The sequence below is a fragment of the Kribbella sp. CCNWLW201 genome, from assembly GCF_037203805.1.
GTDB lineage: Bacteria > Actinomycetota > Actinomycetes > Propionibacteriales > Kribbellaceae > Kribbella.
In genome coordinates this window covers 33,476-59,391 of record NZ_JBBCBQ010000003.1, presented here as the reverse complement: position 1 = coordinate 59,391, position 25,916 = coordinate 33,476, and the positions used below count along the sequence as shown (strand labels likewise).

Below are 25,916 nucleotides of genomic sequence, written 5' to 3'. Positions count from 1 at the left end.
GTGAACACTTCCTTCTTCCAGGCTTGAAGGCCGGGCGCGCACCGGGCAGGGTCGAACGTCCCGGGAACGAGGTGTCGAACGTCCGGGTGGGTTCGTGCCGGGCAGGAGCAGACGACATTCGGCCGACCGCCCTGGCCGGGGCAGACGCCTGTGTGACCGGTGCGGCGCGCCGGCTACGTCTGGAGGACGCGGCGGCCGGTCAGGCGGAGCGGTGTGATCCGGACGAACTGGTTGCGCAGACCGATGGCCCAGGGCTTGGGGCCGTGCTCTCCCCACAGCTCGGCAAGCAGCTCAGGGTCGTCGACGAACTCGGCATCGCCGACCGCTACGACGCTCCATCCGCTCTGCAGGAAGTCGTCGATGTCGTCGATCTCGAAAGCGACCCGGCTGTCGCGCACCGCGTTGGCCAGGGTGCCTCCGGAGGCGGTGCGGAAGTAGATGCTGCCGTGCAGGACGACATAGTTGACCGGGAGCACCTGCGGACCCTCCGGGCCGCTGAACGCCACCCTCCCCACCGCCTTGGCGTGCAGGAGCTCGCGGCACTCGTCCGGCGGCAAGTGCTGCAACAGCCCCGGTTCGAACCACCCGCTGCGATCGTCGCTCCCCATGTCTCGAATGTACGGCGGCTCGTCCCGCCCCGGCAGAGGCCGAAGGTCCCGAAAACCGAAGGCGGAATGCGATCGCCGCCGTCCGGGATCAGGTGATGTCGCGGCGGACGGCGAGGCTGGTGCCGAGAGCGGCGAACAGGACGCCGTACGCGAGCAGCAGCAGACCGGACTGCCAGGCGGCGAGGAAGGTCACGTCCGGCTGGTAGGTGTTGGTCAACCCGCTGAATGCGCCGCCGGGGAAGTACTTGAAGTAGTCGCGGATCGTCGGCAGGAGTGAGACGAAGGACTCGACGACCAGCGAGTAGACGAGTGTTCCGACCACCGCGGCGATCTGGTTGCGCACCAGCGCGCCGATGCCGACCCCGATCACGGTGAAGATCGCGAGGCCGAGCAGGACTCCCAGTAGCGTCCCGGGGATCCCATTCGCGGTGAGCGAGAGGTCGATGTCCTTGGCGCCGAGCCAGGGTACGGCGATCGCAACGGCCACCATCACGTTGACGGCTCCGATGCCGAGGCCGGCCAGCGCGTACGCGATCACCTTGGCGACCACGACGCGGCCGCGACGTGGGGTGACCAGGAAGGTCGGTGTGATGGTCTGGTGCCGGTACTCACCGGTCATCGCGATGATCCCGAGGACGACGGTGAAGACCGAAGCGCCGCCGGCCGAGCTGAACAGAGATCGCTGGCCTTCCGGCGAGGTGAGCGGCGGACCGGGGTTGTCCGCCCGTCCCTCCAGCCCGATGGTCAGGCCGACGAACAACGCGGTCAGACCGATGGCGCCGATGAGCATCCACAGCCACAGCTTGGTGCTGAACAGCTTGGTGAACTCGGCGCGGACCAGGTTCGTCATCGTGATGCACCTCCACCGGTGAGGGCGAGGAAGATGTCCTCCAGGTCGCTGTGTTCGGCGGTCAGCTCGTGCAGCTCGACCTGCTCGGTGAACGCGATGTGGCCGATCTCCTCGGGTCGCAGTCCGGTCACCACCAAGGCGCCGTCGCGCCGCGCCAGTGCGGCCCGGTCGCGCAGGGCCGCCGTCAGCCGGTCGAGGTCGGGGCCGCGGACGACCACCGGACGCGCCTGCCCGTCGGACAGTTCGGCCAAGCCGCCCTGCCGGACGAGCGAACCCTTGTCGATGATCACGACGTCGTCGACAGTCTGCTCGACCTCGCTGAGAACGTGACTCGACACCAGGATGGTCCGGCCCTCGGTCGCCAGCCGGCGGAGGAACCTCCGCAGCCAGGCGATGCCCTCCGGGTCCAAGCCGTTCGCAGGCTCGTCCAACAGCAGTACCTGCGGGTCGCCGAGCAGCGCGGCCGCGAGGCCGAGGCGCTGCCGCATACCGGCGGAGTACTCGCTCACCTTGCGCCGGGCGGCCGGTGTCAGCCCGACCAGCTCGAGCACTTGATCGGCACGTTGCATCGGGTATCCGTTGGCCGCGCAGAGAACCCGCAGGTGGTTCCTGGCCGTCCGCGCCGGGTGGAAGCTGGACGCCTCGAGTACGGCGCCGACCGTGCCGGACGGCTGCGGGAGATCGACGTACTTCAGACCACCGATGGTGGCTGTGCCCGCGGTCGGGGTGACGAGCCCGAGCAGGCAGCGCAAGGTCGTGGTCTTACCGGCCCCATTCGGGCCGAGGAACCCGGTGATCGTGCCGGGAGCAACGGTGAAACTCAGGTCGTCGACGGCCCGCACCGCTCCGAACACCTTCGTCAGGCCCGACACGACGATCCATCCAGCGTCGTCTGCCATGACACCACTACACCGCGGACGACCAGCACACCACAGTGCCGAAACGCCCGACCCCGACAGGACCTCCTGCCCTGGTCCCAGGCGGATGGCTGCCGCACGGTGGCTTTGTGGCATGGGGCGTTCGGCGTCGTGAGGTCTACCTCGAGAACCTGAAGGTCGTCGCCATCGCGGTGATCATCGCTTTGCACGGCCTGCTGAGCTACGCCGGCAGCTTCGATGTGTGGTGGTACACCGAAGTCCGGGAGGTCTCGCTCTCGGCGGTGACCGAGGCCGTCTTGTTCGTCGTGGTCGGGCCGTTCGGGCTGCTGGTGATCCCGCTGCTGTTCCTGGTCGCCGGTCAGCTCACGGTGCCTTCGCTGGAGCGCAGAGGAGCAGCGGCCTACGTGCGGAGCCGGCTGCTGCGACTGGGCGTGCCGTTTGTTGTGTACGTCGTACTCGTGCAGCCCCCGGTGGTGTACGCGCTGGAACACCGGCTGGGTGTGGCGTCCGGCTCCTACGTGCGGGAGTTCCTCGGCGAGCCGGCTCAGCTCGACATGGGACCACTGTGGTTCGTCGGCGTACTGCTGATCTTCTCGCTTCTCTACGTCGCGTGGGTCGCCGTGCGCCCGCGACGGCGTGCGGCGCGTGAGGTCACGGTCGTCAGCTTGTGGGTGCTCGCGGCTGCGGTCGCACCGGCCACCTACGGGATCCGTCTGCTGTTCCGGATCGGTGACGAAGGCCTGGTGTCCGGTCTGAACTTCTGGGAGTGGCCGGCCTGTGCCGCGATGTTCGCGGTCGGCATCGTCGGTTCCCGGCAGGGATGGCTGGTGGCTGTTCCAGAGCGCATCGTGCGGCACAGCCGGATGGCGACGTTCGCATCCGCCGGTGCGCTGGTCGTCGTGATGACGGCCGGAGCAGGGGTCGGGGCAGTCGGTGAGGAGAACTGGCGAGGCGGCCCGAGTTGGGTTGCCCTCGCGTTTGCCACGCTGGGAAGCCCACTGACCGTGTTCGGGCCGGTCTGGCTGCTCGGTCTGGCACAGCGTCACCTCAATCGCCGGTTGCGGTGGATCGGCCCGGTCGCCGCCCGCAGCGCGTACGGCGCCTTCATCGTCCAGGTCGTGGTCCTGATCGGGCTGGCCGTCGCCCTGCGGCCCGTGCCGGCACCGGCGGAACTCAAGGCCCTGGTGGTCGCGAGCGCCGGTATCGCCGGCTCGTTCGCACTCGCCTGGCTCCTCATCAGATGGGTTCCCGGCCTCCATCGGGTGCTGTGAAGCCTCCGGCCGATACGAACAGGCGGTCGGCCCGGCGACCTGGTCGGGCCTTTGCCTCTGTCGTCGCCCTCCGTCGCGCGGATCAACGGTGATGGCATGACGACATCTGTGGACGATCTCAGCCTGCTGTACAAGGCCCACCGCGGCAAAGCCGGATTCGTCGACGTGCCCGAGGTCTCTGCCCGCGCTGGAGCGGTTGCGGTTCGAGCGGTGGCAGGAGGGCCTGTGCATGCAGGTGATGCACGTCGGGCCGTACGCCGAGGAGGCTCGATCGATCGTGCTCCTGTACCAGGCGATCGCTGCCGCGGGTTACTCGCCGCGCGGACACCACCATGAGATCTACCTCGGGGATCCACGGCGCAGCGCACCGGAGAAGCTACGGACAATCCTGCGCCAACCCGTCGGACACGATCAGACCGTCGTTCAGTAGCTTCCACCCCTTGACTCAGAAGGAGCGCCGGTAGGCGGTTGCGGCCTTGATCCGCTGCATGGCCATCGCCAGTGCTGCTTGCCGCGGAGGTGTCCCGGACGTCACTCGGTCGAGCCAGTCGGTGGTCGCCGTACGCATGCGTTCGGAGATGTCCGCGAACGCGTGTGAGGCGGTGAGCCCGCGGGCCTCCGCGGCGGCGCAGATGACCCCGCCGGCGTTCGCGATGACATCCGGCACGACCAGGATTCCTCGCCGCCGCAGCTCGCGTTCGGCGTCCTCCGTGGCCGGGATGTTCGCCCCTTGCAGGACGATTCCGGCCCGCACCTGCCCGACCGTGGACAGGTTGAGTACGTCGGGCTGCGCGGCCGGGATCAGCACGTCGCACTCGGCGGCGAGGAGGCTGTCGCGCTCGATCGGCAAGCCGCCGGGGAACTCGTCCAGCGGGCGATCGCGCCGGAAGTCCGCAAGCTTCGGTATGTCGAGTCCGTCCGGGTTCGCGATGGCCCCGTAGTAGTCGGACACGGCGATCACACGTGCTCCGCGCTGGTGCAGTTGGAGGGCGACATTGCGCCCTACCGCGCCAAAGCCCTGGACCGCGATGCGGGCGCCGTCGAGCACCAGCCTGCCGTTCTCCTGGAGCACTTCGGCACAGACTGCCAGGCCGAACCCGGTGGCGCCGAGCTCGTCCAGCGGGACGCCTCCGAGCGCCGCCGGTCGCCCGACCGCGCGGCCGATCTCGTCGTACACCCAGGCCATCGCCGTCTCGTCCGTGCCCATGTCAGGGCCCGGCCAGTAGTCGGTGAGATCGGCGATCCGGACCGCGAACGACCGGATCAATGCCTCTCGCCGGTCGGCGGGAAGCTCGACCGGTGCGGCGATTCCCGCCTTCGCGCCGCCATGCGGCAGTCCTACGGCCGCGTTCTTCAGGGTCATCCCGCGCGCCAGCCGGACCACCTCGGTAGGCGTGATCTCGGGCCTCATCCGGACGCCGCCGATCGCGTGGCCCAGTGTCACGTTGTCAACCGCCACAACCGCCGGCACCCCGCCCGTGAGGCGGAGAATCGTCACCGAGCGGGGTCCGAGTTCGTCGTTGGGCCAGTCCGGCCAGCCTTGTGTCATGACAGCCTCGCTCACTCGCTCGCGAAGAGTTCGAAGAACGTCGGGAACGTGCCGAGCAGGCCCAGGCCGATGAGAATCACCGCGGTGAGCAGAACGGCGCGGGTCATGATGGCGCGGCCACGCAGCATCACGTGCAGCACGGCCCAGCTCAGCAGCCATACGACGACGGCCACGATTGTCTTGCCGGACAGCGGGCCGACCCGGCTGTACAGATCGAGCCAGCCGCTGACAGTGGTACTCATCTCCGCAACGGTTGTTGCCAGGCCGAGGGTGACGGCGCCGATACCGGTGGCCAGGATCGCGGCAGCCGCCGGTCCCTCGGCCCGTTCGGGAGGCGTCGGAGTCTCCTCCACGGAGGTCTCCGCCGACCTCTCCACTCTGCTCTCGCTGACCGGCAGTTGATCGAAGTCACTCATGTTCCGCTCCTCATTGCACCGGCGCGACTTTGGTGATCAGCGCACCGAACGTGCCGGCGACTGCCGCAGTGGCGAACGCCGTGATGAACAGCCCCATCGCCACCCGGCGAAGCCGGTTGTTGCGGGCCAGACTCGCTCCGTAATAGAGCACGAGGAACGCGACCGCGGTGGCGAACATCGGGCTCAGCCAGGCGATGTGCTCCTTCCACTCCATCGCGAAGGTGTGCCATCGCTCGGTGTCAGGATCGGCGAGCAGCACCGACCGCGGGCTGGCCGGGATCTTCTCCCGGTACCAGGGGTAGACGATCCAGGTGCCGGTGATGACGGTGCCCCAGGCGGCCACCGCCATCGAAGTCACGCCCAGCCCGAGGCGGCGTGCCGAACGTTTGATACCAGCCGGTGTCTCCACCGCCGGCCGCAGTGCGTGCAACTCGGCCAGTCCTCCGGCGAAGCCGAGCAAGAACAGGGCGCCGAGCACCATGCCGTGGATCAGCCCCCACCATTCGCGACTTGTGAGTTCCATCGTGGCCCCCTCTCTGACAAGCCCTCCCTCTCAGCAGACTGCGGATTGTGTCCGTCCGGCAGGGCGGCTACGTCCTGTCTTGATGGGACCAAAGACCTCACTTTGCGGTCTCAGGCTCGGTGAGCCGGCGGAGGCGTACCGCGGTGAGCTTGTACTCGGGGCAGCCGGTGACCGCGTCGCCCAGGGGCGAGGTGAGTCCGTTGACTCCGGCGGCGGGGAAGTGGAAGGCGGAGAAGACCTGGCCGGGGGAGAGTTCGTCGGTGCAGCGGACGGGGAGCACGGTGTGGCCGAAGAGACTGGTGATCTCGACGAGTTCTCCGTCGCGCAGACCGAGCGACGCCGCGTCTGACGGCTCCATGTCGAGGGGCTCGTCGGGACGCAACAGCAGGTTGGGAGTCCGCCGGGTCATCTCGCCGGAGTTGTAGTGCTCGGCCCGGCGTCCGGTGACGAGGAGGAACGGGAACTCGGTGTCCGGTTCCGCTCCCGGAGGGAGGTACGGCGGTGCGGCGAGATGGGCTCGCCCGTCCGCGGTTGCGAATCGCTCGAGGTGGAGAGTCGGCGTCCCGGGGTCGTCGGCGGACACGCACGGCCACTGCAGCGCGCCGACCGCGTCGAGTCGTCGATGCGAGATCCCGCCGAACAGCGGCGCAAGCGAGGCGCATTCGTCGAGCGCCGACTCGGGAGTGCTGCAGCCGAGATCGACGCCGAGCCGGTGTGCGACCTCGCGAAACACGTCGAGATCGGTGCGTAGTCCGGCCGGCGGTTCGAGCGCGCGGCGGACCCGCTGGAAGCGGCGGTCGAAGTTGACGAAGGTGCCGTCCTTCTCGAGCCAGGAGGCAACCGGGAACACGACGTCCGCGGCCCGTGCGGTCGCCGACAGGAACAGATCGTTGCAGATGACCAGCGGACACGCCGCCAGTGCTGCCTGTACGGCGGCGGTGTCCGGATCCGTGGACAGCACGTCCTCACCGACCACCCAGAGCGCGTCCAGTCGGCCGGCCCGCGCCGCAGCGAACATGCCGGGGATGCGCAGCCCGGGAGTGTTCGGCAGCACCGTCTGCCAGCTTGCCTCGAATCGGCTTCGGGCTTCGTCGTCGGTGACTTTCTGATAGCCGGGAAGCAGGTCCGGCAGCGCACCCATGTCACACGCGCCTTGCACGTTGTTCTGCCCCCGCAAGGGGTTGACTCCGCCGCCGTCGGTGGTACCGACCGCGCCGCGCAGGATCGCCAGGTTCGCCAGTGTCCGGACGCCGTCCGTGCCGTGCAGGTGCTCGGTCACACCGAGGCCGTAGAAGATCGCCGGTGCCGCAGCCCCGCCGTACAGGTGCGCGGCGGCGACCAGGTCGTCCACGGGCACCCCGCTGATGTCGCTCACCCGCTCGGGTGGGTAGTCGCTGAGGAGGTTGCGCAGCTCGTCGTACCCGGTGGCTCGGTCGGCGAGGAAGTCCTCGTGGATCAGGCCGTCCCGGATCAGCACGTGGGCCAGTCCGTGGAAGACGGCGACATTCGTGCCCGGCCGTGGGCGCAGGTGGATGTCGGCATGCTTGCCGAGCTCGGTTCGGCGCGGGTCGATCACGACCAGCCGGGCGCCGTCGATGACACGCTGCAGGATGCGAGCGCCGACGACGGGATGTGCGTCGGTCGGGTTGGCGCCGGCGAGCAGGATCGCGTCGCAGGTGTCCAGGTCGTCGAAGGTGTTGGTGCCGCCGCCCAGCCCGAACGTGGTCGCCAGTCCGGCCGCCGACGGCGCGTGGCACAGCCGGGCACAGTTGTCGACGTTGTTGGTGCCGATGGCAACCCGGGCGAACTTCTGGATCAGGTAGTTCTCCTCGTTCGTCGCGCGTGCCGACGAGATGACCGCGAACCGATCCGGTACGGCGATCTGGCGCAGCCGCTCGGCGACATGGTCGAGTGCCTCGTCCCACGACACCTCGACGAGTTCGCCGTCGCGCCGCAGCAGCGGGGTCCTCAGCCGTTCGGGCGAACTGACGAAGCCGTGCGCGAATCTGCCCTTCACACAGGCGTGACCGCGGTTCACCGAGTCGTCGGGCGCCGGCCGGACGGTGACGATGTCGTGGCCTCGGGTGCCGATGTCCAGTGTGCAGCCGACTCCGCAGTACCCGCAGGTGGTTCGGGTCCATTGCTCGATCGGCCGCGAATCGAGGAGGCCGGGTTCGGACAGGGCGCCGGTCGGGCAGGTGTCGACGCAGGCGCCGCAGCTGACGCAGTCCGAGCCGGACCACAGTCCGCCGGTGCCCGGTGCGACGACCGTGTCCGGGCCGCGGCCGGTGAGCGTGATGGCGAACGTGCCCTGGATCTCGTCGCAGGCGCGGACGCAACGGCCGCAGGCGATGCAGAGATCGCGATCGAGCCGAATGTAGGGATGGGAGTGGTCGACTCCGCGGGACTCTCCGAGCAACGAGATCGGTTCGGCGACGACGCCGAGTTCCTCGCAGCGTCGGACCAGTTCACTGCGATCGGCGGGCACCTCGAGTGCGCGGGCGGGGAGGCCTGCCACGATCGCCGCGAGCGCGTCCCGGCGCCAGGCTCCGCCGGCGGCCAGTCCGATCCGCAGTCCGTCCCGCACCGGCGTACTGCAGGCCGCGACCGGACCGTTGCCGTCGGCATCGACCAGGCAGATCCGGCAGGATGCGGCCGGGGTCAGCCGGTCGTCGTGGCAGAGCGTCGGCACGGTCTGCCCCGCGGCCTGGATGGCATCGAGCAGTGTCGCTCCTTCGGTGACCTCGACCGGAACCTCGTCGACGTAGACCCGGATCATGTCCACCCCTCCAACCCGTAGACGCGGGCAACACTGCGAACCGCGGCCGGGACCCGTCGCCCGAATGCGCACAGGCTTCCGGCCGCCATCGTGCGCATGACCCGGGCGCGTGCCTCGATCACGTCCGCCGTGGCCTCCACCTCGGCGAGGCCGAGCCCGCGGCGGGTGCCGACCCGACACGGGGAGCACTCGCCACAGCTCTCGGCGGCGGCGAACCGCCACACGTGCCGCAGGATGTCGTGACCGCTCAACCGGTCGTCGAAGGCGACGATGCCGGCGTGACCGAGGGCCGCACCCCGGGCGGACAGGGCAGCCTCGCTGAGTGGTAGATCGAGGTCGCCCACGCCGAGGAACCCGCCCAGCGGTCCGCCGACCTGGATCGAGCGCAGCACCGCACCATCCCGGAGTCCGCCGCCCAGCTCTTCGACGAGACGACGTACCGGCGTGCCGATCTCGACCTCGTACGCGCCCGGGCGGGCGAACCGTTCGGACAGGCTGACGACGATCGTGCCGTTCTCGTCCGCGGTGCCGGCCCGTGCATAGCGTTTGCCGCCGTGCTTGACGATCCAGGGCACGGCGGCAAGTGTCTCGACGTTGTTCACCACGGTCGGCCTGCCGGCCAGACCATGCTCGACCGGGTACGGCGGGCGCGGCCGGACGACACCGCGCAGACCCTCGATCGCGTTGAGAAGAGCGGTCTCCTCGCCGGACACATACGAGCCGGCGCCAGACTCGATCCTTACATCGAGCGCCCGCCCGCTGCCATGCACGTTCCGGCCGAAGTGGCCGTCCCGGTACGCGCGACTGATCGCCGCCTCGACCTGTGCCCGGGCCCGTGGGTACTCGGCGCGGATGAAGATCACCGCCTGCTCGGCGTCCACCGCCAGACAGGCCAGCGCGAGGCCCTCCAGGACCCGGTCCGGATCACGTTCCATCAACAGCCGGTCCACAAACGAGCCTGGATCGCCCTCGTCACCATTGGCGACCACGACTCGTGGCCCCGGATGCGTACGGGCGGCAGCCCACTTACGTGCGGTCGGGAATCCGGCACCGCCTCGCCCACGCAGTCGGGCCGTATCCACCTCGGCAAGTACGTCGGCAGGATCGCCGCGGCTCACCACCTCGGGCCACACCGACCAGCTGGCCTCTTCGCCGACAAGCCCAGCTGTCACAACAGGTTCCGGGCAGTCGGACCGGACTGTGATCGGCGGATCATTCGGAGGCCGCTGTCGGGTGAGTTGTGCGATGAGATCCCCGCCGACGCAGGCGACGTCGCCGTCCAACGCGGCCGGTCCGGCATAGCAATAGCCCAGGCAGTGCACTTCCTGCAGCGACACCGCGCCGTCTGAGCTGCAAGCGTCCACGGGCACCCGCAGAGCGCCGGCAACCTGGTCGACATGCGTGCCGCCACTCGCGGCCAGGCACGCGGCAGCTCCGCAGACGCGGACATGCCGCCGACCGCGCGGCGCGGCGAAGTCGGCATAGAAGGTGGCTGGGCCGGTGCCGGCTGCCGCCGGCAGACCGTTCTCCCGCGCGATCCGCGCTCCCGCAGCCGACTCGCCGGTCATCAGCCGGGCGCGGACAGCACCGAGATCATGGCCGAACCGTTCCGCATAGCGGCGCAGCGCGTCCGGCTGCCAGTCGTTCATGGTCGCACTCCTTCGATAGTGGCACCGCTTCTCAGCAGACTCGCCAGTGGCCCTCGCGCGACAGGGCAGAAGTTCCCAGGCTGGTGGACCGGATGGCCCTGGTGGCGAGCGGGTACGGCGACCGACGATGGCAGCGAAGCAGGTCTGCCGAGCGGAAGGGACGAGGACGATGATCGCGAGCAGGCGGTGGAGCGTCGACATCTTCATCGACGAGCACGAGGACGAGCGGACGACGCAGGCGGAGGCCCGGCTGCACACGAACGACAAGACTCATCTGGTCGGGCGGGGGACCGCACACCGGCACCCGGACGACCCCGAGGTGGCGGAGATCGGCGACGAGCTCGCAGTGGCGAGGGCGCTGTCCAACCTGTCCCACGAGTTGATCCACGCCGCGGCGGGTGACATCGAGCAGATCACCAAGAAGCACGTCCACCTGCGCGGCTGACCCGCAAGATCGCGACGGCCTGACCGGCACATCGGTGCCGGTCATCGGCGTCAGCGAGGACTGACCCCCGCGTCGACGCGCTCGAGGCCGAACGGCTGCACCACCTCGGTCCGCCAGTGCCGCGGGTCGCGGTTCGGCAGATCGTGGTAGACCTCCCACGCGTCACCGGTGCGGATTCCGTGCTCCGCCTTCAGCCACGTATCGATCGTGGTGTACGCGTCCGCCAACTGCTCGTACGGACCGACGTGCCAGGCCACGACCACATGGCCGCCGGGCAGGCTGGACGGTTGGATGTGCGTGTCACCGGCGATCCGGACAGCGACCGGAAGGCCCGCTTCGACCTCGAAGGCTCCGTCCGGCCGGAGGTGGTAGCGAGCGAATGGGAAGCCGCAGGGTGCGATTCCATGGCGGCGAAGGTACTCGGCGACCGTGTCGATCGCGGGGCGGCACCATCCAGCCACCTCACCTCGACGCAGTGTCGCGCGGAGCACGGCCGTCGGCTGCTCGGGGACGGTCCGCGATTCGGCGTGATCGGTGCGCATGGCTCCTCCTGGATGGTGTCAACGGACGATCGCGACGGGGCAGTGAGCGTGGTGCAGAACGCTCTGACTCACAGACCCCAGCAGGAGGCCGGTGAAGCCGCCCCGGCCGCGTGACCCGACGACTACCAGCTCCGCCGACTCGGCGGCCAGCAGCAGAGCGCGGGCCGGCTGGCCACTGATCAAGCGGGTCTCGAACCTGACATCGGGATGGTCGGCGACAGCACCTGCCACCGATTCGGCCACGAGCAGTCGGCACGACTCCAACACCTCGCGCCGGTCGAAGTCCGGCATCGGGCGGTCGCCGTGGTAGGTCATGTAGGGGCTCGTCCAGGCATGTACGGCGACCACCCGGGCACCCATCGCCGCAGCCTGGTCGAAGGCGAAATCGATCGCCTGGGTGGAGAGCTTCGAGCCGTCGACCCCCACGACCACGGTCCGCTTCTTCTGCTCACGGGGCGTGAAATCGGGTGGGACGACAACGACAGGGCATTGCGCGTGGGTGCTCACCTGCACCGCCACCGAGCCGACCAGCAGCCCACTCCAGCCACCGAGCCCCCGGGACCCCAGAATCACCATTCGTGCGCGTGCGGTCTCTTCGATCAGCGTTTCAGCTGCGGTGCCCTCGGCCAGCGCGGTCTCGATCTCGAGTTCGGGGTAGTGAGCGCGCACATCGTCTGCGAGGGCATCGAGGCCTCGCTCACGAGCTGTCCGGAGCGCCGCCAGCGGGACCACCTTGCTGGGTGCCGGGCGCTGGGCGACGACGAGTTCGAACACCTCCACGACGCGCAGCCGGGCATGCAGCCGATCGGCCTCCGCGGCGGCCCAATGCACCGCGGCCAGACTCGCGGGGGAGCGGTCGTAGCCGACGACAACCGGCGCAGACTGTACCGTCATCCATCCTCCCTGGCTTGCTACCTCGACTGTCGCTCCGGCGAGCCGGGGACGGCAGGGCTCTTGGTCCCGACTGCGCCGGGTCCTTCAGCCATCCCGGGCCGGCCGGGCGTCGTGAGATCATCGGGCGATGGACGTTGCGTCGATCAATGAGTTGGCCGCGGACCTGGGCGGCAAGGCTGCGTCTTCCGAGAGCGGACGCAGTTCGATGACGGTTTACAGCAGGCCCGGCGCCCGCCTTCGGCAGACGCTGATGGCCCTGGCCGCGGGCCGGGTGATGGGCGAGCACAAGAGCCCCGGCGACGCCTCGCTGCTCTGCCTGCAGGGTCGCGTCCTGCTCCATGCCGGTGACTCGGAGGTCGAGCTCGGTCCGGGGGATCTGGTCGCCGTACCACCACAACGTCACGACGTGGAAGCTCTGGAACCGTCCGTCCTGCTACTGACGGTTGCCTTGCACTGAGGTGGCAGCGCCGAACCATCGGGGGAGGTGGGCGAGCAGGTCTTCCTGATCTTCGCCGACCCAAGCCACGTGGCCGTCTGGCCGTAGCAGGACCGCGGGCAGGTCCAGGTCCTCGGAGGCGTCGGTGATGTGGTCGATTCGGTCGGTCCAGCCGGTGAGCGAAAGGCGACCGGTTTGGTCCAGGAGTACGCCGCGGCCGGTGTGCATCAGGTCGTAAAGGCGGCCTTGCTTCAGCTTCACATCTCGCAGGCGCCGGCCGAGGAGTTCATGACCGTCGCCGAAGTCGTAGCGGATTCCGAGCCCGGTGATCTTCTCGATCAGATACGTGTGCACGTTCTCGAGGTCCATCAGCTCCGACACCAGCCGCCGTACCGCCTGAGGCCCTGGCTCGACGGACATCAGCTCACTCTGCGCGCGCGTGTTGTCCAGTACGTCGGCCGCGACCGGGCGCCGTTCCGTGTGATAGCTGTCCAGCAGCCCCTCCGGCGCCCAGCCACGGACTTCGGCGGCCAGTTTCCAGCCGAGGTTGAACGCGTCCTGGATGCCGAGGTTGAGGCCCTGTCCGCCGAGTGGCGGGTGGACGTGCGCCGCGTCGCCGGCCAGCAGCACCCGCCCGGCCCGGTAGCGGTCGGCCAGCCGGGTGGCGTCGCCGAAGCGGGACAGCCAGCGCGGTGAGTGCACGCCGAAGTCGGTGCCGGCGAACACCTGCAGTTGCTGCTTCAGCTCGTCCATGGTCGGCGGAACCGTGCGGTCCTCGGACACAGTCGCAGCCGGTACGACGACGCGGTACAGCCCATCGCCGGACGGCCCGACGCCGAACCGCAGATCGGTCTTGCGGACTTCGGTCACCACGGCGACGACCTCCTCCAGCGGAGCGGTCACCTCCATCTCGCCCAGGATCCACTGGGTCTTCGGCGGCTCGCCGGGGAAGCCGATATCGAGCAGCTTGCGTACGGCGCTGCGGCCGCCGTCACACCCGACGAGGTAGCGCGAGCGCAATGTGGTGCCGTCGGCCAGCTCGACGGTCACCCCGTCGTCGTCCTGGCTCACTCCGACCAGTTCGCTGCCGCGCCGGATCTCGACGCCGACCGCGGTGGCATGCTCGGTCAGCAGCCGCTCGACGATGGGCTGCTGGATGCCGAGGGTGAACGGATAGGCGGTATCCAGCCGGACCGGCTGCGGCTTGGCGATGCCGGCGAAGTGATTGCCTACTGGGTACTGCCCGCCGATCTCGAGGAACCGGTCCACCAGGCCGCGCTGGTCCATCACCTCGACGCTGCGCGCGTGCAGGCCGAGCGCACGAACCTCCTTGGTCGGCTCCGCCAGCTTCTCCAGGATGAGCACGTTTACGTCGTGCAGCCGCAGCTCACTGGCCAGCATCATGCCGGTCGGTCCGCCGCCGGCAATGATCACGTCAGTCATGAAAACCCCCAGTTCCTTGAATTTCTTGGAGATTCTCCCGGGCGACCCCGGGCTTGCGGCAAGCCCCACCGTGCGCTATACGTTAGGTGTGGCAAGGAGTTCAGAACTCCTTGCCTTTGCTGTGTGATTAGGTCGCCGTTCCCGGGGCACGGGGATGTATGAGACTGACTGAGACAGCCGATGTCTGGTGGAAGAACGCGGTCATCTACTGCCTGGATGTCGAGACCTTCTTCGACACCGACGGCGACGGCTGTGGTGATCTACGCGGCGTGAGCCAGCGGATCGACCACCTGGCCGAGCTGGGCGTGACCTGCCTGTGGCTGATGCCGTTCTACCCGACTCCGGACCGCGACGACGGGTACGACATCACCGACTTCTACGGAGTCGACTCGCGACTGGGCACACACGGCGACCTGGTCGAGCTGGTCACGCTCGCACAGGACCGCGGGATGCGGGTGATCGCCGATCTGGTCGTCAATCACACCTCCGACCAGCACCCGTGGTTCCAGAGCGCGCGGGCTTCGCGACAGTCGCCGTACCGGGACTGGTACGTCTGGCGGGACGAGCCGCCGGCGGACGCGGACAAGGGCATCGTCTTCCCGGATCAGGAGGACAGTCTCTGGCAGTACGACGAGAAGGCCGGCCAGTACTACCTGCACCGGTTCTACAAGCACCAACCGGATCTCGACATCGCGAACCCGGAGGTGCGTGAGGAGATCATGCGGGTGATCGGCTTCTGGCTGCGGCTCGGGCTGTCCGGGTTCCGGGTGGACGCCGTACCGTTCCTGATCGACCCGGCGGGTTCGCTCGACGCGGCCAATCTGCCGGATCCGCACGACTACCTGCGGGATTTGCGGGCCTTCCTGTCCCGGCGGAGTGGTCAGGCGATGCTGCTCGGCGAGGTCAACCTGCCGTACAAGGACACGCGGCGCTTCTTCGGTGACGAGGACGGCGACGAGCTGACCATGTCCTTCGACTTCATCGTGATGCAGCGGCTCTATCTATCGATGGCGCGGCGCGACCCGTCCGAGCTGGTGAAGTCGCTGCGGGAGCGTCCGGATCCGCCGGAGGAGGCGCAGTGGGGCACGTTCCTGCGCAACCACGACGAGCTCACGCTGGACAAGCTGTCCGACCAGGAACGGCAGGAAGTCTTCGACGCGTTCGGTCCCGAGGAGGGCATGCAGCTCTACGGCCGCGGCCTGCGCCGCCGCCTGCCGCCGATGCTGGGCAACGACGACGCCCGGCTCAAGATGGTCTACAGCCTGCTGTTCTCACTTCCTGGTACGCCGGTTCTGTTCTACGGCGAGGAGATCGGGATGGGGGAGAACCTCGCCGTCGAAGGACGGAATGCGGTGCGTACGCCGATGCAGTGGACGGCCGACCTGAACGGTGGTTTCTCGACGGCCGATCCGGACGATTTGGCGGCTCCCGTGGCCGAGGGCGACTTCGGACCGGATCGAGTGAACGTCGCGGCGCAACGGCGCGATCCGGACTCGCTGCTCAACTGGATGAAGCTGTTGATCCGGCGCTACCGCGAGAGCCCCGAGCTCTCCTGGGGCACGTGCACCGTCCTCGAGCACGAGGCCAAGTCGGTGTTCGCGCATCGCTCGGACCACGAGAGCGGCACGATCATCGCCGTGCACAACTTCGCCGACGAGCCCGCGTCCGTGACACTCGCGGTGGCCGGCGCGGGCGTCGGCGTACGGGCTGTCGACCTGTTGTGTGACGGTACGGCGAACGTCGCGGAGGACGGCCGGCTCGAGCTGGACCTGGAGCCGTACGGCTGCCGGTGGATGAGACTCGTCCGGCCCGGCGACCGCTTCATCGTCTGACGCGGTCAGGCGTGATCGCCGTCGAGTAGCTCGTGGAGCTCGGCAACGGCCTTGGTGATGTCGTCGTAGTCGTTCTGGGCGGCCCGGGACTCGGCGCTGATCACGCCACACCGGTGGACCCGGCGGAAATCGCCGTACGGGAACTTGTAGTGCCCCTTGGTCTCCTCGTCCATCTCGGTGTCGACCCCGAGATACCACTGGCCGTACTCACGCCACCCGTGCTTCTCGAGGTAAGCGTTCTCCTCATCAGCCGACGGCGCGTGCTCACTCCAGTCATCCCGCTCGTCCAGCGCCGTCTGCCCCTTCCGCACCAACTCCTTGGCATGATCAAACGCAACCTTGTTCAACTTCACACCCATCGCCACAACCTCCCAACTTCCGACTACACAGCACCAAAACCGGTGTCCTACAGCCACTGAGCCAAACACCGGCCCCGGGCCGCGGTCTGAGTGCTGTCGTGTCAGGGGTGGTGTCAGGGCGGTGACTGGGCGGCGTCAGGGGGGTTGGGGATCGTCGTCGGCATGAACAGTTCTGAGGGTGTTGAGAAGAAGAACGGGATGGCGGGGGTCTTGCGGCGCGTCGGGGTGGCGGCGTTGGCGGTTGCGCTGCTGGCTGGGGCTGCTGCGCCTGCTGTGGCCGTGCCGGCGGGAGGCGGTCGGCCGGGGTTGCAGGAGGCTCTTCAGGAGGTTGTTGATTCGGGATTCGTTGGGGTGCAGGTGCGGGTGCACGATGAGCGAGGCGAGTGGGCCGGCAGTGCTGGGGTGCGCAAGTTGGGGGAGGGTGCGAAGCCGGCGACGGATGGGCGATTTCGGGTGGGGAGTGCGACCAAGACGTTCGTTGCGACCGTGATGTTGCAACTGGTTGCCGAGGGCAAGGTTGGGCTGGACGCCCCGGTGGCCGGCTACTTGCCCGAGTTCGGCCTGGATGGGCGGATCACGGTGCGGATGCTGTTGCAGCACACGAGCGGGTTGTTCAACTTCACCGGCGACTTCCCCGGCGGGACATTCGTGCCGGGGATCACCTGGCAGGGCAAGGAATGGGTGGAGAACCGGTTCCACTCCTATCAGCCGGAGGAGCTGGTACGGCTGGCGTTGTCCAAGCCGAGGCTGTTCGAGCCGGGGACGGACTGGAGCTACGCCAACACCAACTACGTGGTGGCCGCGCTGCTGATCGAGAAGGTCACCGGACGCACGTACGGCGAGGAGGTGCAGCGGCGGATCGTCCGACCACTCGGGCTGACGGGCACCGTCGTACCGGTGAACCGATCGCAGATCCCCGGGCCGCATGCTCACGGCTATTACCAGTACGACGACGCCGGACAATCGAAGACCGTCGACATCACGCGCCAGAACCCGTCCTGGATCTCCGCCGGCGGTGAGATGATCTCGACCACCAAGGATCTCCAGACGTTCATCTCCGCGCTGATGGGCGGGAAGCTCCTCCCGGCCCCGCTGTTGGCCGAGATGCGCAAGGCGAACCCGACGTTCGGCTACGGCCTGGGGGTGTGGGTGCAGGACGGCACCACACCGTCTCCGTTCCCGCCGCCAAGCTGCGGTGTCACCGTGATCAGTCACAACGGCGGCGTGCAGGGCTACGCGACGATGATGTACAGCATGCCCGACGGCAGCAAGACCCTGACCGCTTCGCTGACCTACGTCGACGACGCCGCGCAGTCGAAGGCAGGCGCGTTCCGCAACGCGGTGCAGACTCTCCTCGACGAGCAGTTCTGCGACGGCCACACCAGGTAGAACCCTCGACGGGCCACGCCAACCCTGGCGTGGCCCGTCTCGGGTGGCCGGCAAACTCGTGGCGGCGATGGAGGCGTCGGCGTTACGCTGCCCGGATGGCTGAGCTGGTGTCGAAGCGCGCACAGGTGGCACGCATCCGCCGTACAGCCGTCCGGGCTCTTGCCGACTACCCGGTCGAGGAGCCACGCCTGTCGTTCATCGCGCACGGCGAGAACACCACGTTTCGGGTCGACTCCGGCGGTGACCGATTCCTGCTCCGCGTCCACCGGCCGAACCGGCACGGCCCCGGAGTCGATTCGCGGGTCGCGGTCGGATCGGAGCTGGCCTGGCTGAACGCATTGCAGGCAGACACGGATGTGAGCGTGCCGACGCCAATCCAGGCCCGCAGTGGAGAGTGGACCACGGTCGCCGACGAACGGGTCTGCTCGGTCCTCGGCTGGCAGGGTGGGCGAATGCAGGCGGCCAATCCGCGGTCCGTCCATTTCCGGCGATTGGGCGGCGTCCTCGCCCGTTTGCACGATCACGCTTCCGGGTGGACTCCGCCCTCCGGGTTCGTCCGCATGCGGTGGGACTGGGAGACCTTCTTCGGCAACACGATGGAGTACGGCGGTGTGTCCGCAGCCGGATGCTGGGACCTGCTACCGCCGCCGGTGCGCGCGCAATTCGACGAGGTCGCGCGCCGGATGCGTACGGTCATGGCGGATCTCGGATCGAAGCCGGACGCCTTCGGCCTTATCCATGCCGACCTGCATCTGGACAATGCGCTGTTCGACGGTGATGCGGTGCGGGTGATCGACTTCGACGACTGCGGATTCGGTTACTGGCTCTACGACCTCGCGGTACCGCTGTGGGACAACCGCAGCCGGGCCGACTACACCGCGTTCCGGGCGGAGCTTCTCGAGGGCTACGCCGAACGCCGCGAGCTGCCCGATCTCACTCACCTGGACGACTTCATCGCCACTCGAGACGTGGCCTTCGGTCTCTGGTTCGCCGGGATGGCTCAGGTGAATCCGGCCTTCGCGGCCGACCTGGACCGAACGATGGACTACCTCCGGCGGTCACTCGATCGAGTGCTGTAACGGCCTTACTGCCCCAGCTGGTCGCGGCGGCGGGTCAGGTGGGCGATCTCGGCAGTGTTGCCGGCCAATTCGATGGCCTTGTCGTACGCCGCCCGCGAGTCCTGACTGCGGCCGAGTCGGCGCAGCAGGTGGGCGCGGGTCGCATGGAAGGCGTGGTAGCCGGCCAGCTTCTCCTCGAGCTGGTCGACGGCAGCCAGTGCGACCTCCGGTCCATCGAGCTCGGCGACCGCGATGGCCCGGTTGAGGGCGACGATCGGCGAGGGGTCGACGCGGATGAGTTGGTTGTAGAGGGCAACGACCTGCGACCAGTCGGTGTCGCGGACGTCGCGCGCAGAGGTGTGTACGGCGTTGATCGCTGCGAGGATCTGGTAGCGCCCCGGTGCCACTCCGGCCGCCAGGCGCTCGCGCACCAGCCGGTGGCCCTCGGCAACCAATGCCGCGTCCCAGGACCCACGGTCCTGCTCGTCGAGGGGAACCAGTTCGCCGCTGGCCGAGACCCGGGCGGTACGACGGGCCTCGGTGAGGAGCATCAGCGCCAGCAACCCGGCCACCTCACCGTCATCCGGCAGAAGGGCTCGGATCAGGCGGGTGAGCCGGATCGCCTCGGCGGTCAGGTCGTGGCGTACGGGATCGGTGTCGGGGCCGGACGCCAGGTAGCCCTCGTTGAAGACCAGGAAGAGGACGGCGAGTACGCCGGACACACGAGTCGGGAGGTCCTCCGCGGACGGCACCCGATAAGGGATCCGGGCCGCCTTGATCTTGGCCTTCGCGCGGGTGATCCGCTGCCCCATGGCGGTCTCCTGCACCAGGAAGGCACGGGCGATCTCGGGCACGGTCAGCCCGCCGACCATGCGCAGCGTCAGCGCAACGCGGGTCTCCATCGCGAGCGCCGGGTGACAGCAGGTGAAGATCAGCCGGAGCCTTTCGTCGTCGACGGCACCGAGCGGCTCGGGCGGTTCGTCGTACACCATCTGAGCCTCCTTGTGCTTGTCGTCGCGCTTGCTCTCGCGGCGGAGCCGGTCGATGGCCTTGTGGTTGGCGGTGGTGGTCAGCCAGGCGCCGGGGTTGGGCGGTACGCCGTCGGACGGCCAGCGCGCGACGGCGGTCGCGAACGCCTCGGCGGCCGCCTCCTCGGCGATGTCGAGGTCACCGAAACGCCTGGTCAGGGCTGCCACCACCCGCGCCCACTCCTCGTGGTGGGCCCGTGTGATCGCCTCATCGACGTCGCTCACTGGAACGGCCGCACCTCGATCTTGCGATCGCAGACCTTCGACGCCTCGGTGGCGAGCCTGAGCGCCACATCCAGATCGGGCGCCTCCCACACCCAGACGCCGGCGAGGTACTCCTTCGACTCCACGAAAGGCCCGTCGGTGAACACTGGCTGCTCACCCCGGTTGTCGATGACGGTGGCCGCGTCGGTGTCCGCGAGCCCGCCCGCGAAAACCCAGTAGCCCTCGGCGATCAGTCGATCGTTGAACGCGCTGATGTAAGGCTGCCTGTCCGTGCTACCGGGATTGCTCTTGTCGTCGATCACGGAAACCAGGTACTGCATCTCGCATCATCTCCTGTGGTCCGAGGCGCCCCCGTGGACGCCGCTCACCTCTGCTACGAACACCACTGCCCCGATCCGACACCGCCGCCCGGATTTCTCTCGTACGCCGATTGCGACAGTATCCCGGGGACCACATGTCATGGCGCGTACTGCGGGCGTCCGCTGGGCCGGTAGACCTGGATCGTGATCCCCTCCGGCGTGGCTCGCGAGTCGACCAGGTCGAGTGCGGTGTCCGGGCCGGTGGCGGGGAACAGCCGCACGCCTTGGCCGACGACCACGGGATAGGTCAGCAGGATGATCTCGTCGACAAACTGATTGTCGAACAGCCAGCGGATCAGGCTGCCGCTGCCGTGGACCTGCAGCTCGCCTCCCGGCTTGGCCTTCAGTTCGCGGATCGCGGCCGCGAGGTCACCGGAGAGAACGGTCGTGTCCGCCCATTGCGGGTCGGTGAGGGTGGTCGACGCGACGTACTTGGGCCGCGTGTTCAGCGGCTCCGCGATCGGGCTGGTGCTCGGATCATCCATCGCTCCCCAGGAACCGGCGAAGATCTCGTAGGTCCGCCGGCCGAACAGGAACGCGTCGGCGCGCTGATAGACCTGGGAGAGGAACGCCTCGGCCTCGCCCTCGAACAGCGGCAAGGCCCAGCCGCCGCGCTCGAATCCGCCCCGGCGGTCCTCGTTCGAACCGCCGAGCCCCTGCATCACTCCGTCGACAGAGAGGTTCGTCACCGTCGTCAGTTTCATGGTCGCAGCCCTTCTCGCTGAGTTCGTCGTCGTTGGATGAGGGCCGCCCGTCGTGGGCGGCCGCTCACCTCTGCTACGAAAACCTCAGCTCCGATCCGACACGGCGTCCCGGACTCCTCTGGTACGGCGTTTGAGATGCCGGGGAAGAAATTCATTGTCGAGCCCGATCCAGCGAATGCTGCGATGGTCGCCCGGGTTGGCGTGCAACGTCTTCTCCGCCGAGGCGAACGCGTCGAACAAAGCGAGCGAAGATTGGCGGCTGACGTGCTCGTCGTCCCACGGGACCAGGAACTGGATCGGGACGGTGATCCGTTGCGCCGCCTCGATCAGCGCCTCGTGGGCGAAGAACCCGCCGCCGAAGATGGCCGCGCGGATCCTTGAGTCGCTCGCCGTCAGCGGTATCCCGATCGCGGTGCCGAGGGTGATGCCACCGCCGTACCCGATCGGTGCTTCGGGGCCGATCTCGGGCAGTTTCTGAAGAGCATCCAGAGTCGCCTGCCATTCCGGTACGGCGCGTTCCGCCAGGGAGCCGGCATAGCGGACGCTGACCGATTCGAAGCGCTCGTTGTCGCCCGCCTGAAGAGCCTGCCGGAGGTCGGCCCGGTTCTGCTCGTCCTCCGCGCTGCGGGGGCGGTCGCCGTGTCCGGGTGCGTCGATGGCGACCACGGTGAATCCCCAGGTGGTCACGGCGTCGTCGGCGCGGGCCAAGAGTGCCGGCGTCTTCTTGTGCAGGCCGCCACCGTGGCCCATCAGGACCAGAGGTGCGTGATCGGACCCGGATTCGGGCGACCAGAGGACGCCGGGGATCTCGCCCAGGAGGAAGTCGCGCTCGACGACCCGTTCGACGATGTCTGCGCGGTGAAACGCAAAGAATGCATGGGTTGTGCCTTTCGGGAGTGCCTGGTGATGACGCGCTCCCGTTGACACCTACGTCAATCGCCCGACCGTGACGAAGCAGGGGAGCACCCACGTGCGTACAGCGTTCATGGGTCTCACCTCCTCGGGTGGTGTCACGGCGTCCAGCACGTTATCAATCCGAACTGGGCCCGGCCCAACCATTTTGGTCGAAGGTCAGGCGGTTGTTGTCCGGGTCGTGGGTGTCCGGGCGGGGGTCGGTGGTGGCGAGGCCGAGGTGGTTGATCGGCGTCGGGGCCGGCGGTGGGGCTTGGCAGAGCTTGATGGCGTCCGGGCCGATGCGGAAACAGGGGGAGTCGTCGGACGGCACGCGCTCCATGCCGAGGTGCGTGCCGTAGAACTCGATCGCCGCCTCGAGATCAGGCGCGGCCAGTGCGATGTACGACAGGCGCCGTACCGGACCCGAGGTGATCGGTGGAACCCGGAAATCCTCGGAGCGCTGCAGGAGCTCGATCCGTACGCCGTTCGGGTCGGCGAGGAAGGCCAGCCGGCCTTGGCCGCTGCTTGCGATCCTGGGTGCCGAGAGCTCGGCGTACCCCAATCCGATCAGTCGCGCGTAGTCCGCATCGAGATCGTCGGTCATGAATCCGACGTGGTTCAGCCCGTAGCCGGCCGACGGGTCGGGGACCTCGTTGTGCAGCAGCTCCACCAGCCCGGTCGCAAGCTGGACGTGCACCCGGTGGACCCGACTGCTGGTCATGAACAACCGATCGACCACCTCGGCCCCGATCCCGGCGTAGAACGCCAAGCTCGCGTCCAAGTCCCTGACCCGCCCACCGACATGGTTCAGCTCGTAGATCACCTGCCGAGGATAGCGCTTACCCAGCGGCTGACAAGGCGTTGGTGAGGAGCGTGACGAGGGCTTCGAGCTGGAGATCGGCCGAGGAGGAGACTTCCTCGTCCGAGCCGTCCAGGGCTTTGGCGGCCAGGCCTGCCTTGGAGTCGATCAGGTCGGCGATCCGCGTGTCGATGGTCTGGGCCGCGATGATGCGCCACGCGGTGACCGGCTCTTCCTGGCCGATGCGGTGGACGCGGTCGATGGCCTGGGTCTGCTCCGCGTTGGTCCAGGAGAGCTCGGCGAGTACGACGTTCGACGCGACCTGCAGGTTGATACCCACGCCGGCCGTCAGCAGTGAGCAGACCGCGATCGAGACCTCGGGGTCGTTCACGAACGCGTCGATGTTCTTCTGCCGGGCCTTCGGGGTCTGGTCGCCGCGGATCGACGAGTAGGCGATGCCGCGCTCGGCGAACAGCTTCTCGGCGGCGTCCATCACCTCGATGTGCCGGGCGAAGAAGACGACCTTGCCGACGTTGTGCGCGAGTTGGGCGGCGTAGTCGGCGGCCAGACCGGCCTTCGCCCGGCCGATCCGGCGGACCAGGCTGAACACGTTCTCGCCGGACTTGGAGTCCGGGTCGGCCCGCTCCCAGCCGGCCACCCGCCGTACCAGGTCGTGGTCGATCCCGTCGACGACCTCGCCGGACTCCCTCGTCGCGAGGGCGCTCTGGTAGCGCGAGACGAGGCGGTTGGTGAGCTCGCGTTCGGCGTCGCGGATGGAGCGGCCGGCGGCGTCGTCGAGCTCGACGGGGAGGTCGGCGATCCGGCGGGCGGGGATGTCGGCGGCGACGTCGACCTTGCGGCGGCGGACGATGCCCAGGTCGATCACGCTGGCCCGGGCGGCCGCGTAGAACCCGGGGTCTGCCGGGGTCAGGCCGCTCTCCTCGAGTGCTTCCATCAGCACCGCGCCCGGCTTGTTCTCGTCGATCCAGCCGAGGAACTGCCAGATCGCGGTGAAGTCCTCGATGTCGTTGATCAGCGGGGTTCCGGTGAGCGCCATCAGCAGCGGACGACCGGTCCGGCTCCGGATCCGCTCGGACAGGCGCAGTACGTTCTGCGATCGCTGCGACTTCTTGTTCTTGATGAAGTGCGCCTCGTCGACGACCATGCCGCGGAAGCCCAGATCGCCGAGCCAGCCGACGTGCCGATCCAGCACCTCGTAGTTCACCACGACGATGTCGGCGAAGCCGTCGATCGTGTCTCCATCGCCGTGGATCACGGTGGCCTTACGGCGCGGGGTCCAGAGGTCTGCCTCACGGGCCCAGTTGGTCTTCACGACGTTCGGTACGACGGCCAGCAGCGGATAAGCGTTGGCGGCCTGGGCGGCGAGCAGCGCCTGAGCGGTCTTGCCCAGGCCGGGCTCGTCGGCCAGCAGGAAGGTGCGGTGGCCGGCTGCGGCAGCGGCGACCAGTCGCGCCTGATGTGGCATCAGCTCCTGGCCGGCCCTGATCCGCAGGGTGGTGGGGTTGGGCAGGGTCTTGGTCGACGAGGCGGTGGCGTACTCGAACGACTTGAGCAGCGGACCGATCAGCTCCCAGCCGGCCAGCCGCCGCGCTTGTGGTTCGCGGGGTGGGGCGGAGCTGAAGTCGGGGGCGAGGAAGGGGTTGGCGAGCTGCCGCGAGACGACCGACTGCGGAACGACCTGACGCGCGCTGGTCGGAGCCGGGGTCGTCGGCGCCTTGAAGGTCGGCTCCTCGACCGGAACCTCGACGCCGGCTGCCGCCAGCATCTCGCGCTTGAGCGAGGTGGCCGCCTCGGACACGACGGCGTCCTCGGCGAGCAGAGCCAGCAGCGAAGGCTCGAGCGCCGCGGTCTTGGCGAGGATCGTGGCGATCCCGTCGAGACGCCGGAGCTGCTCGGCCCGGTAGGTGTCGCCGGCCGACTTGTCCGCGTTCACCCGGGCCCGCTCCTCGCGCACCAGCAGGGCGATGACCTGGAACTTCGTCCGGATCGAAGGACGCACCGCCGCGCGCTCGACGGCCCCCTCGACCTCCCGTACGGCGCGCGCGAGCACGGGCATCAGGCCTTCGACCTCGACGTCGCGAACACGACGCCGACGCCGGGAATCGGTACCACGGGAAGCGTCGGACTGACGCCGGCCTCGCTGGGCCAAAGAACCCCTCCTCAGAACTGCCGCGGCATCGTTGCCGCGGCGGCACGCAACACCGCACGTGAGCACGCCGTCGACGAGACCCCTGCCGGGTCACCTGCGAGCGATCGACATGCGGAATTCCGGCGGGACCCGCCACCGGGGTGGGACCGACGCCCACTGGTGGAGGGCCGTGAGTTCCTGCTCGAGGCGCAGCCGTCGCGACGCGATCGGCGTCGCTAGAGGCGTTGCCGACGTACGGTGCTGATTCAATCTTAGCCTCAGTCCCCCCGCACGCACATTCCAGCACCCACGGGTGGCGATTTCGGCACCGGAGTCACAGAGCGCGGGGGTGGTCGGTCTTAGCTGGTGACTGTCCAATCCCGATTCGTGCTGGAGGTATCCCCGATGCCCGAGACTACCGAGCAGAAGCCGAGGTCAGACGCGTGGAAGACGGCGCTGACCGTGGTGCAGGAGGCCGAACCGCCGTCCATCCCCGCAGGAGCTCACGCGATGACCGTGGTCGTCGAGTACCCGCCCGGCGACCCGGGCGCGCCACCGCACCGCCACCCGGGCGGGCCTGCCTTCGGGTATGTGCTGGAGGGGGAGATGTTGTTCGAACTCGAAGGTGAGCCTGCGCGGGTCGTTCGGGCCGGAGAGGCGTTCTGGGAGCCGGGTGGTGACGTCATCCACTACCAGGACGGCAACAACCGCGCCGACGTCCCCGTCCGCTTCGTGGTGACGATGCTGTGTGACCCGGCCTTGCCGATGCTCGTCCTGGTCGAGGACGACGAACTTGCCGAACGCAAGGACCGCCGCGCCCCCAGGCCGTCCTGAGGC

General features: G+C 68.5%; 26 protein-coding genes. 8 read left to right on the top strand and 18 right to left on the bottom strand.

Annotated features, from left to right (window positions below; translation table 11 throughout):
• Positions 1-173: 173 nt before the first annotated feature.
• The 3 genes from V9K99_RS15565 to V9K99_RS15555 all read right to left on the bottom strand — a co-directional run bounded on the left by V9K99_RS15565 (position 174) and on the right by V9K99_RS15555 (position 2,357).
• Entirely contained in the window at positions 174-608 is a 435-nt protein-coding gene (locus V9K99_RS15565) for a pyridoxamine 5'-phosphate oxidase family protein (RefSeq protein WP_337012263.1), read from the bottom strand.
• Positions 609-696: 88 nt separating this feature from the next.
• Entirely contained in the window at positions 697-1,458 is a 762-nt protein-coding gene (locus tag V9K99_RS15560) for an ABC transporter permease (protein ID WP_337012261.1), read from the bottom strand.
• Complete coding sequence (locus V9K99_RS15555) at positions 1,455-2,357, bottom strand: ABC transporter ATP-binding protein (RefSeq protein ID WP_337012259.1); 903 nt, start codon at positions 2,355-2,357, stop codon at positions 1,455-1,457. The genes V9K99_RS15560 and V9K99_RS15555 overlap by 4 nt, the downstream gene beginning before the upstream one ends.
• Positions 2,358-2,464: 107 nt before the next feature.
• Between V9K99_RS15555 and V9K99_RS15550 the strand changes: the two genes are divergently transcribed.
• Both V9K99_RS15550 and V9K99_RS15545 read left to right on the top strand, forming a co-directional pair.
• A complete protein-coding gene (locus V9K99_RS15550) occupies positions 2,465-3,607 on the top strand; it encodes an acyltransferase family protein (protein WP_337012257.1) in 1,143 nt (380 codons plus the stop codon).
• Positions 3,608-3,713: 106 nt separating this feature from the next.
• A complete protein-coding gene (locus V9K99_RS15545; protein WP_337012273.1) occupies positions 3,714-4,037 on the top strand; it encodes a GyrI-like domain-containing protein in 324 nt (107 codons plus the stop codon).
• A 15-nt stretch (positions 4,038-4,052) separates the two neighbouring features.
• Here V9K99_RS15545 and V9K99_RS15540 read toward each other — a convergent pair whose 3' ends face one another.
• The 5 genes from V9K99_RS15540 to V9K99_RS15520 all read right to left on the bottom strand — a co-directional run bounded on the left by V9K99_RS15540 (position 4,053) and on the right by V9K99_RS15520 (position 10,523).
• Positions 4,053-5,156, bottom strand: a complete 1,104-nt coding sequence (locus V9K99_RS15540) for a Glu/Leu/Phe/Val family dehydrogenase (RefSeq protein ID WP_337012255.1) — start codon at positions 5,154-5,156, stop codon at positions 4,053-4,055.
• Positions 5,157-5,167: 11 nt separating this feature from the next.
• The gene (locus tag V9K99_RS15535; RefSeq protein WP_337012253.1) at positions 5,168-5,572 is read right to left on the bottom strand and encodes a hypothetical protein; all 405 of its coding nucleotides are present in this window, start codon (positions 5,570-5,572) and stop codon (positions 5,168-5,170) included.
• 10 nt (positions 5,573-5,582) lie between these two features.
• Positions 5,583-6,095 (bottom strand): hypothetical protein, encoded by a 513-nt coding sequence (locus V9K99_RS15530; RefSeq protein WP_337012250.1) that lies wholly within the window; start codon positions 6,093-6,095, stop codon positions 5,583-5,585.
• Positions 6,096-6,192: 97 nt separating this feature from the next.
• Positions 6,193-8,874, bottom strand: coding sequence for a formate dehydrogenase subunit alpha (fdhF, locus tag V9K99_RS15525; RefSeq protein ID WP_337012248.1), 2,682 nt, complete (start codon positions 8,872-8,874; stop codon positions 6,193-6,195).
• Positions 8,871-10,523, bottom strand: coding sequence for an NAD(P)H-dependent oxidoreductase subunit E (locus V9K99_RS15520; protein WP_337012246.1), 1,653 nt, complete (start codon positions 10,521-10,523; stop codon positions 8,871-8,873). Before V9K99_RS15520 ends, fdhF begins: the two co-directional genes overlap by 4 nt.
• Before the next feature lie 169 nt (positions 10,524-10,692).
• Here V9K99_RS15520 and V9K99_RS15515 point away from each other — a divergent pair, with 169 nt between their 5' ends.
• Complete coding sequence (locus tag V9K99_RS15515) at positions 10,693-10,968, top strand: DUF1876 domain-containing protein (RefSeq protein WP_337012244.1); 276 nt, start codon at positions 10,693-10,695, stop codon at positions 10,966-10,968.
• 50 nt (positions 10,969-11,018) lie between these two features.
• Here V9K99_RS15515 and V9K99_RS15510 read toward each other — a convergent pair whose 3' ends face one another.
• Complete coding sequence (locus tag V9K99_RS15510) at positions 11,019-11,510, bottom strand: GyrI-like domain-containing protein (RefSeq protein WP_337012241.1); 492 nt, start codon at positions 11,508-11,510, stop codon at positions 11,019-11,021.
• Between the two features lie 18 nt (positions 11,511-11,528).
• Entirely contained in the window at positions 11,529-12,404 is an 876-nt protein-coding gene (locus tag V9K99_RS15505; protein WP_337012239.1) for a universal stress protein, read from the bottom strand.
• 127 nt (positions 12,405-12,531) lie between these two features.
• Here V9K99_RS15505 and V9K99_RS15500 point away from each other — a divergent pair, with 127 nt between their 5' ends.
• Positions 12,532-12,861, top strand: coding sequence for a cupin domain-containing protein (locus V9K99_RS15500; protein ID WP_337012237.1), 330 nt, complete (start codon positions 12,532-12,534; stop codon positions 12,859-12,861).
• On the opposite strand, the gene rox is transcribed toward V9K99_RS15500, so the two are convergent.
• Positions 12,838-14,283, bottom strand: a complete 1,446-nt coding sequence (rox, locus tag V9K99_RS15495) for a rifampin monooxygenase (RefSeq protein ID WP_337012235.1) — start codon at positions 14,281-14,283, stop codon at positions 12,838-12,840. The two genes, V9K99_RS15500 and rox, sit on opposite strands and share 24 nt — an antisense overlap.
• Before the next feature lie 158 nt (positions 14,284-14,441).
• On the opposite strand from rox, the gene V9K99_RS15490 reads away from it, so the two are divergent.
• Positions 14,442-16,115, top strand: a complete 1,674-nt coding sequence (locus V9K99_RS15490) for an alpha-amylase family protein (protein ID WP_337012233.1) — start codon at positions 14,442-14,444, stop codon at positions 16,113-16,115.
• 5 nt (positions 16,116-16,120) lie between these two features.
• Here V9K99_RS15490 and V9K99_RS15485 read toward each other — a convergent pair whose 3' ends face one another.
• On the bottom strand, positions 16,121-16,474 hold the full coding sequence (locus tag V9K99_RS15485; protein WP_337012231.1) for a hypothetical protein: 354 nt from the start codon (positions 16,472-16,474) through the stop codon (positions 16,121-16,123).
• 162 nt (positions 16,475-16,636) lie between these two features.
• On the opposite strand from V9K99_RS15485, the gene V9K99_RS15480 reads away from it, so the two are divergent.
• Positions 16,637-17,863 carry a serine hydrolase domain-containing protein gene (locus V9K99_RS15480; RefSeq protein WP_337012229.1) on the top strand — a complete coding sequence of 409 codons (1,227 nt, stop codon included), beginning with the start codon at positions 16,637-16,639 and terminating at the stop codon, positions 17,861-17,863.
• Positions 17,864-17,958: 95 nt separating this feature from the next.
• Positions 17,959-18,942, top strand: coding sequence for a phosphotransferase enzyme family protein (locus V9K99_RS15475; RefSeq protein ID WP_337012226.1), 984 nt, complete (start codon positions 17,959-17,961; stop codon positions 18,940-18,942).
• A gap of 5 nt (positions 18,943-18,947) precedes the next feature.
• Here V9K99_RS15475 and V9K99_RS15470 read toward each other — a convergent pair whose 3' ends face one another.
• The 6 genes from V9K99_RS15470 to V9K99_RS15445 all read right to left on the bottom strand — a co-directional run bounded on the left by V9K99_RS15470 (position 18,948) and on the right by V9K99_RS15445 (position 25,100).
• The gene (locus V9K99_RS15470; protein ID WP_337012224.1) at positions 18,948-20,174 is read right to left on the bottom strand and encodes an RNA polymerase sigma factor; all 1,227 of its coding nucleotides are present in this window, start codon (positions 20,172-20,174) and stop codon (positions 18,948-18,950) included.
• Entirely contained in the window at positions 20,171-20,494 is a 324-nt protein-coding gene (locus V9K99_RS15465; protein WP_337012222.1) for a YciI family protein, read from the bottom strand. Before V9K99_RS15465 ends, V9K99_RS15470 begins: the two co-directional genes overlap by 4 nt.
• A 137-nt stretch (positions 20,495-20,631) precedes the next feature.
• Entirely contained in the window at positions 20,632-21,237 is a 606-nt protein-coding gene (locus V9K99_RS15460) for a dihydrofolate reductase family protein (protein ID WP_337012220.1), read from the bottom strand.
• Positions 21,238-21,321: 84 nt separating this feature from the next.
• Positions 21,322-22,164, bottom strand: a complete 843-nt coding sequence (locus V9K99_RS15455) for a dienelactone hydrolase family protein (protein ID WP_337012218.1) — start codon at positions 22,162-22,164, stop codon at positions 21,322-21,324.
• A 103-nt stretch (positions 22,165-22,267) separates the two neighbouring features.
• Positions 22,268-22,954: a VOC family protein gene (locus V9K99_RS15450; protein WP_337012216.1), complete on the bottom strand. Its 687-nt coding sequence runs from the start codon at positions 22,952-22,954 to the stop codon at positions 22,268-22,270.
• A 16-nt stretch (positions 22,955-22,970) separates the two neighbouring features.
• Positions 22,971-25,100 carry a DEAD/DEAH box helicase gene (locus V9K99_RS15445; protein ID WP_337012214.1) on the bottom strand — a complete coding sequence of 710 codons (2,130 nt, stop codon included), beginning with the start codon at positions 25,098-25,100 and terminating at the stop codon, positions 22,971-22,973.
• Positions 25,101-25,484: 384 nt separating this feature from the next.
• Between V9K99_RS15445 and V9K99_RS15440 the strand changes: the two genes are divergently transcribed.
• Positions 25,485-25,913: a cupin domain-containing protein gene (locus V9K99_RS15440; protein ID WP_337012213.1), complete on the top strand. Its 429-nt coding sequence runs from the start codon at positions 25,485-25,487 to the stop codon at positions 25,911-25,913.
• Positions 25,914-25,916 lie beyond the last annotated feature (3 nt).

What these genes read in the sequence shown, in the direction of transcription:
- V9K99_RS15535 (WP_337012253.1), bottom strand. Translation starts at nt 5,572, where the DNA reads ATGAGTGACTTCGATCAACTGCCGGTCAGCGAGAGCAGAGTGGAGAGG.
- V9K99_RS15485 (WP_337012231.1), bottom strand. Translation starts at nt 16,474, where the DNA reads ATGGGTGTGAAGTTGAACAAGGTTGCGTTTGATCATGCCAAGGAGTTG.
- fdhF (WP_337012248.1), bottom strand. Translation starts at nt 8,874, where the DNA reads ATGATCCGGGTCTACGTCGACGAGGTTCCGGTCGAGGTCACCGAAGGA.
- V9K99_RS15560 (WP_337012261.1), bottom strand. Translation starts at nt 1,458, where the DNA reads ATGACGAACCTGGTCCGCGCCGAGTTCACCAAGCTGTTCAGCACCAAG.
- V9K99_RS15530 (WP_337012250.1), bottom strand. Translation starts at nt 6,095, where the DNA reads ATGGAACTCACAAGTCGCGAATGGTGGGGGCTGATCCACGGCATGGTG.
- V9K99_RS15500 (WP_337012237.1), top strand. Translation starts at nt 12,532, where the DNA reads ATGGACGTTGCGTCGATCAATGAGTTGGCCGCGGACCTGGGCGGCAAG.
- V9K99_RS15505 (WP_337012239.1), bottom strand. Translation starts at nt 12,404, where the DNA reads ATGACGGTACAGTCTGCGCCGGTTGTCGTCGGCTACGACCGCTCCCCC.
- V9K99_RS15510 (WP_337012241.1), bottom strand. Translation starts at nt 11,510, where the DNA reads ATGCGCACCGATCACGCCGAATCGCGGACCGTCCCCGAGCAGCCGACG.
- V9K99_RS15465 (WP_337012222.1), bottom strand. Translation starts at nt 20,494, where the DNA reads ATGCAGTACCTGGTTTCCGTGATCGACGACAAGAGCAATCCCGGTAGC.
- V9K99_RS15440 (WP_337012213.1), top strand. Translation starts at nt 25,485, where the DNA reads ATGCCCGAGACTACCGAGCAGAAGCCGAGGTCAGACGCGTGGAAGACG.
- V9K99_RS15480 (WP_337012229.1), top strand. Translation starts at nt 16,637, where the DNA reads ATGAACAGTTCTGAGGGTGTTGAGAAGAAGAACGGGATGGCGGGGGTC.
- V9K99_RS15540 (WP_337012255.1), bottom strand. Translation starts at nt 5,156, where the DNA reads ATGACACAAGGCTGGCCGGACTGGCCCAACGACGAACTCGGACCCCGC.
- V9K99_RS15475 (WP_337012226.1), top strand. Translation starts at nt 17,959, where the DNA reads ATGGCTGAGCTGGTGTCGAAGCGCGCACAGGTGGCACGCATCCGCCGT.
- V9K99_RS15460 (WP_337012220.1), bottom strand. Translation starts at nt 21,237, where the DNA reads ATGAAACTGACGACGGTGACGAACCTCTCTGTCGACGGAGTGATGCAG.
- V9K99_RS15520 (WP_337012246.1), bottom strand. Translation starts at nt 10,523, where the DNA reads ATGAACGACTGGCAGCCGGACGCGCTGCGCCGCTATGCGGAACGGTTC.
- V9K99_RS15565 (WP_337012263.1), bottom strand. Translation starts at nt 608, where the DNA reads ATGGGGAGCGACGATCGCAGCGGGTGGTTCGAACCGGGGCTGTTGCAG.
- rox (WP_337012235.1), bottom strand. Translation starts at nt 14,283, where the DNA reads ATGACTGACGTGATCATTGCCGGCGGCGGACCGACCGGCATGATGCTG.
- V9K99_RS15490 (WP_337012233.1), top strand. Translation starts at nt 14,442, where the DNA reads ATGAGACTGACTGAGACAGCCGATGTCTGGTGGAAGAACGCGGTCATC.
- V9K99_RS15515 (WP_337012244.1), top strand. Translation starts at nt 10,693, where the DNA reads ATGATCGCGAGCAGGCGGTGGAGCGTCGACATCTTCATCGACGAGCAC.
- V9K99_RS15555 (WP_337012259.1), bottom strand. Translation starts at nt 2,357, where the DNA reads ATGGCAGACGACGCTGGATGGATCGTCGTGTCGGGCCTGACGAAGGTG.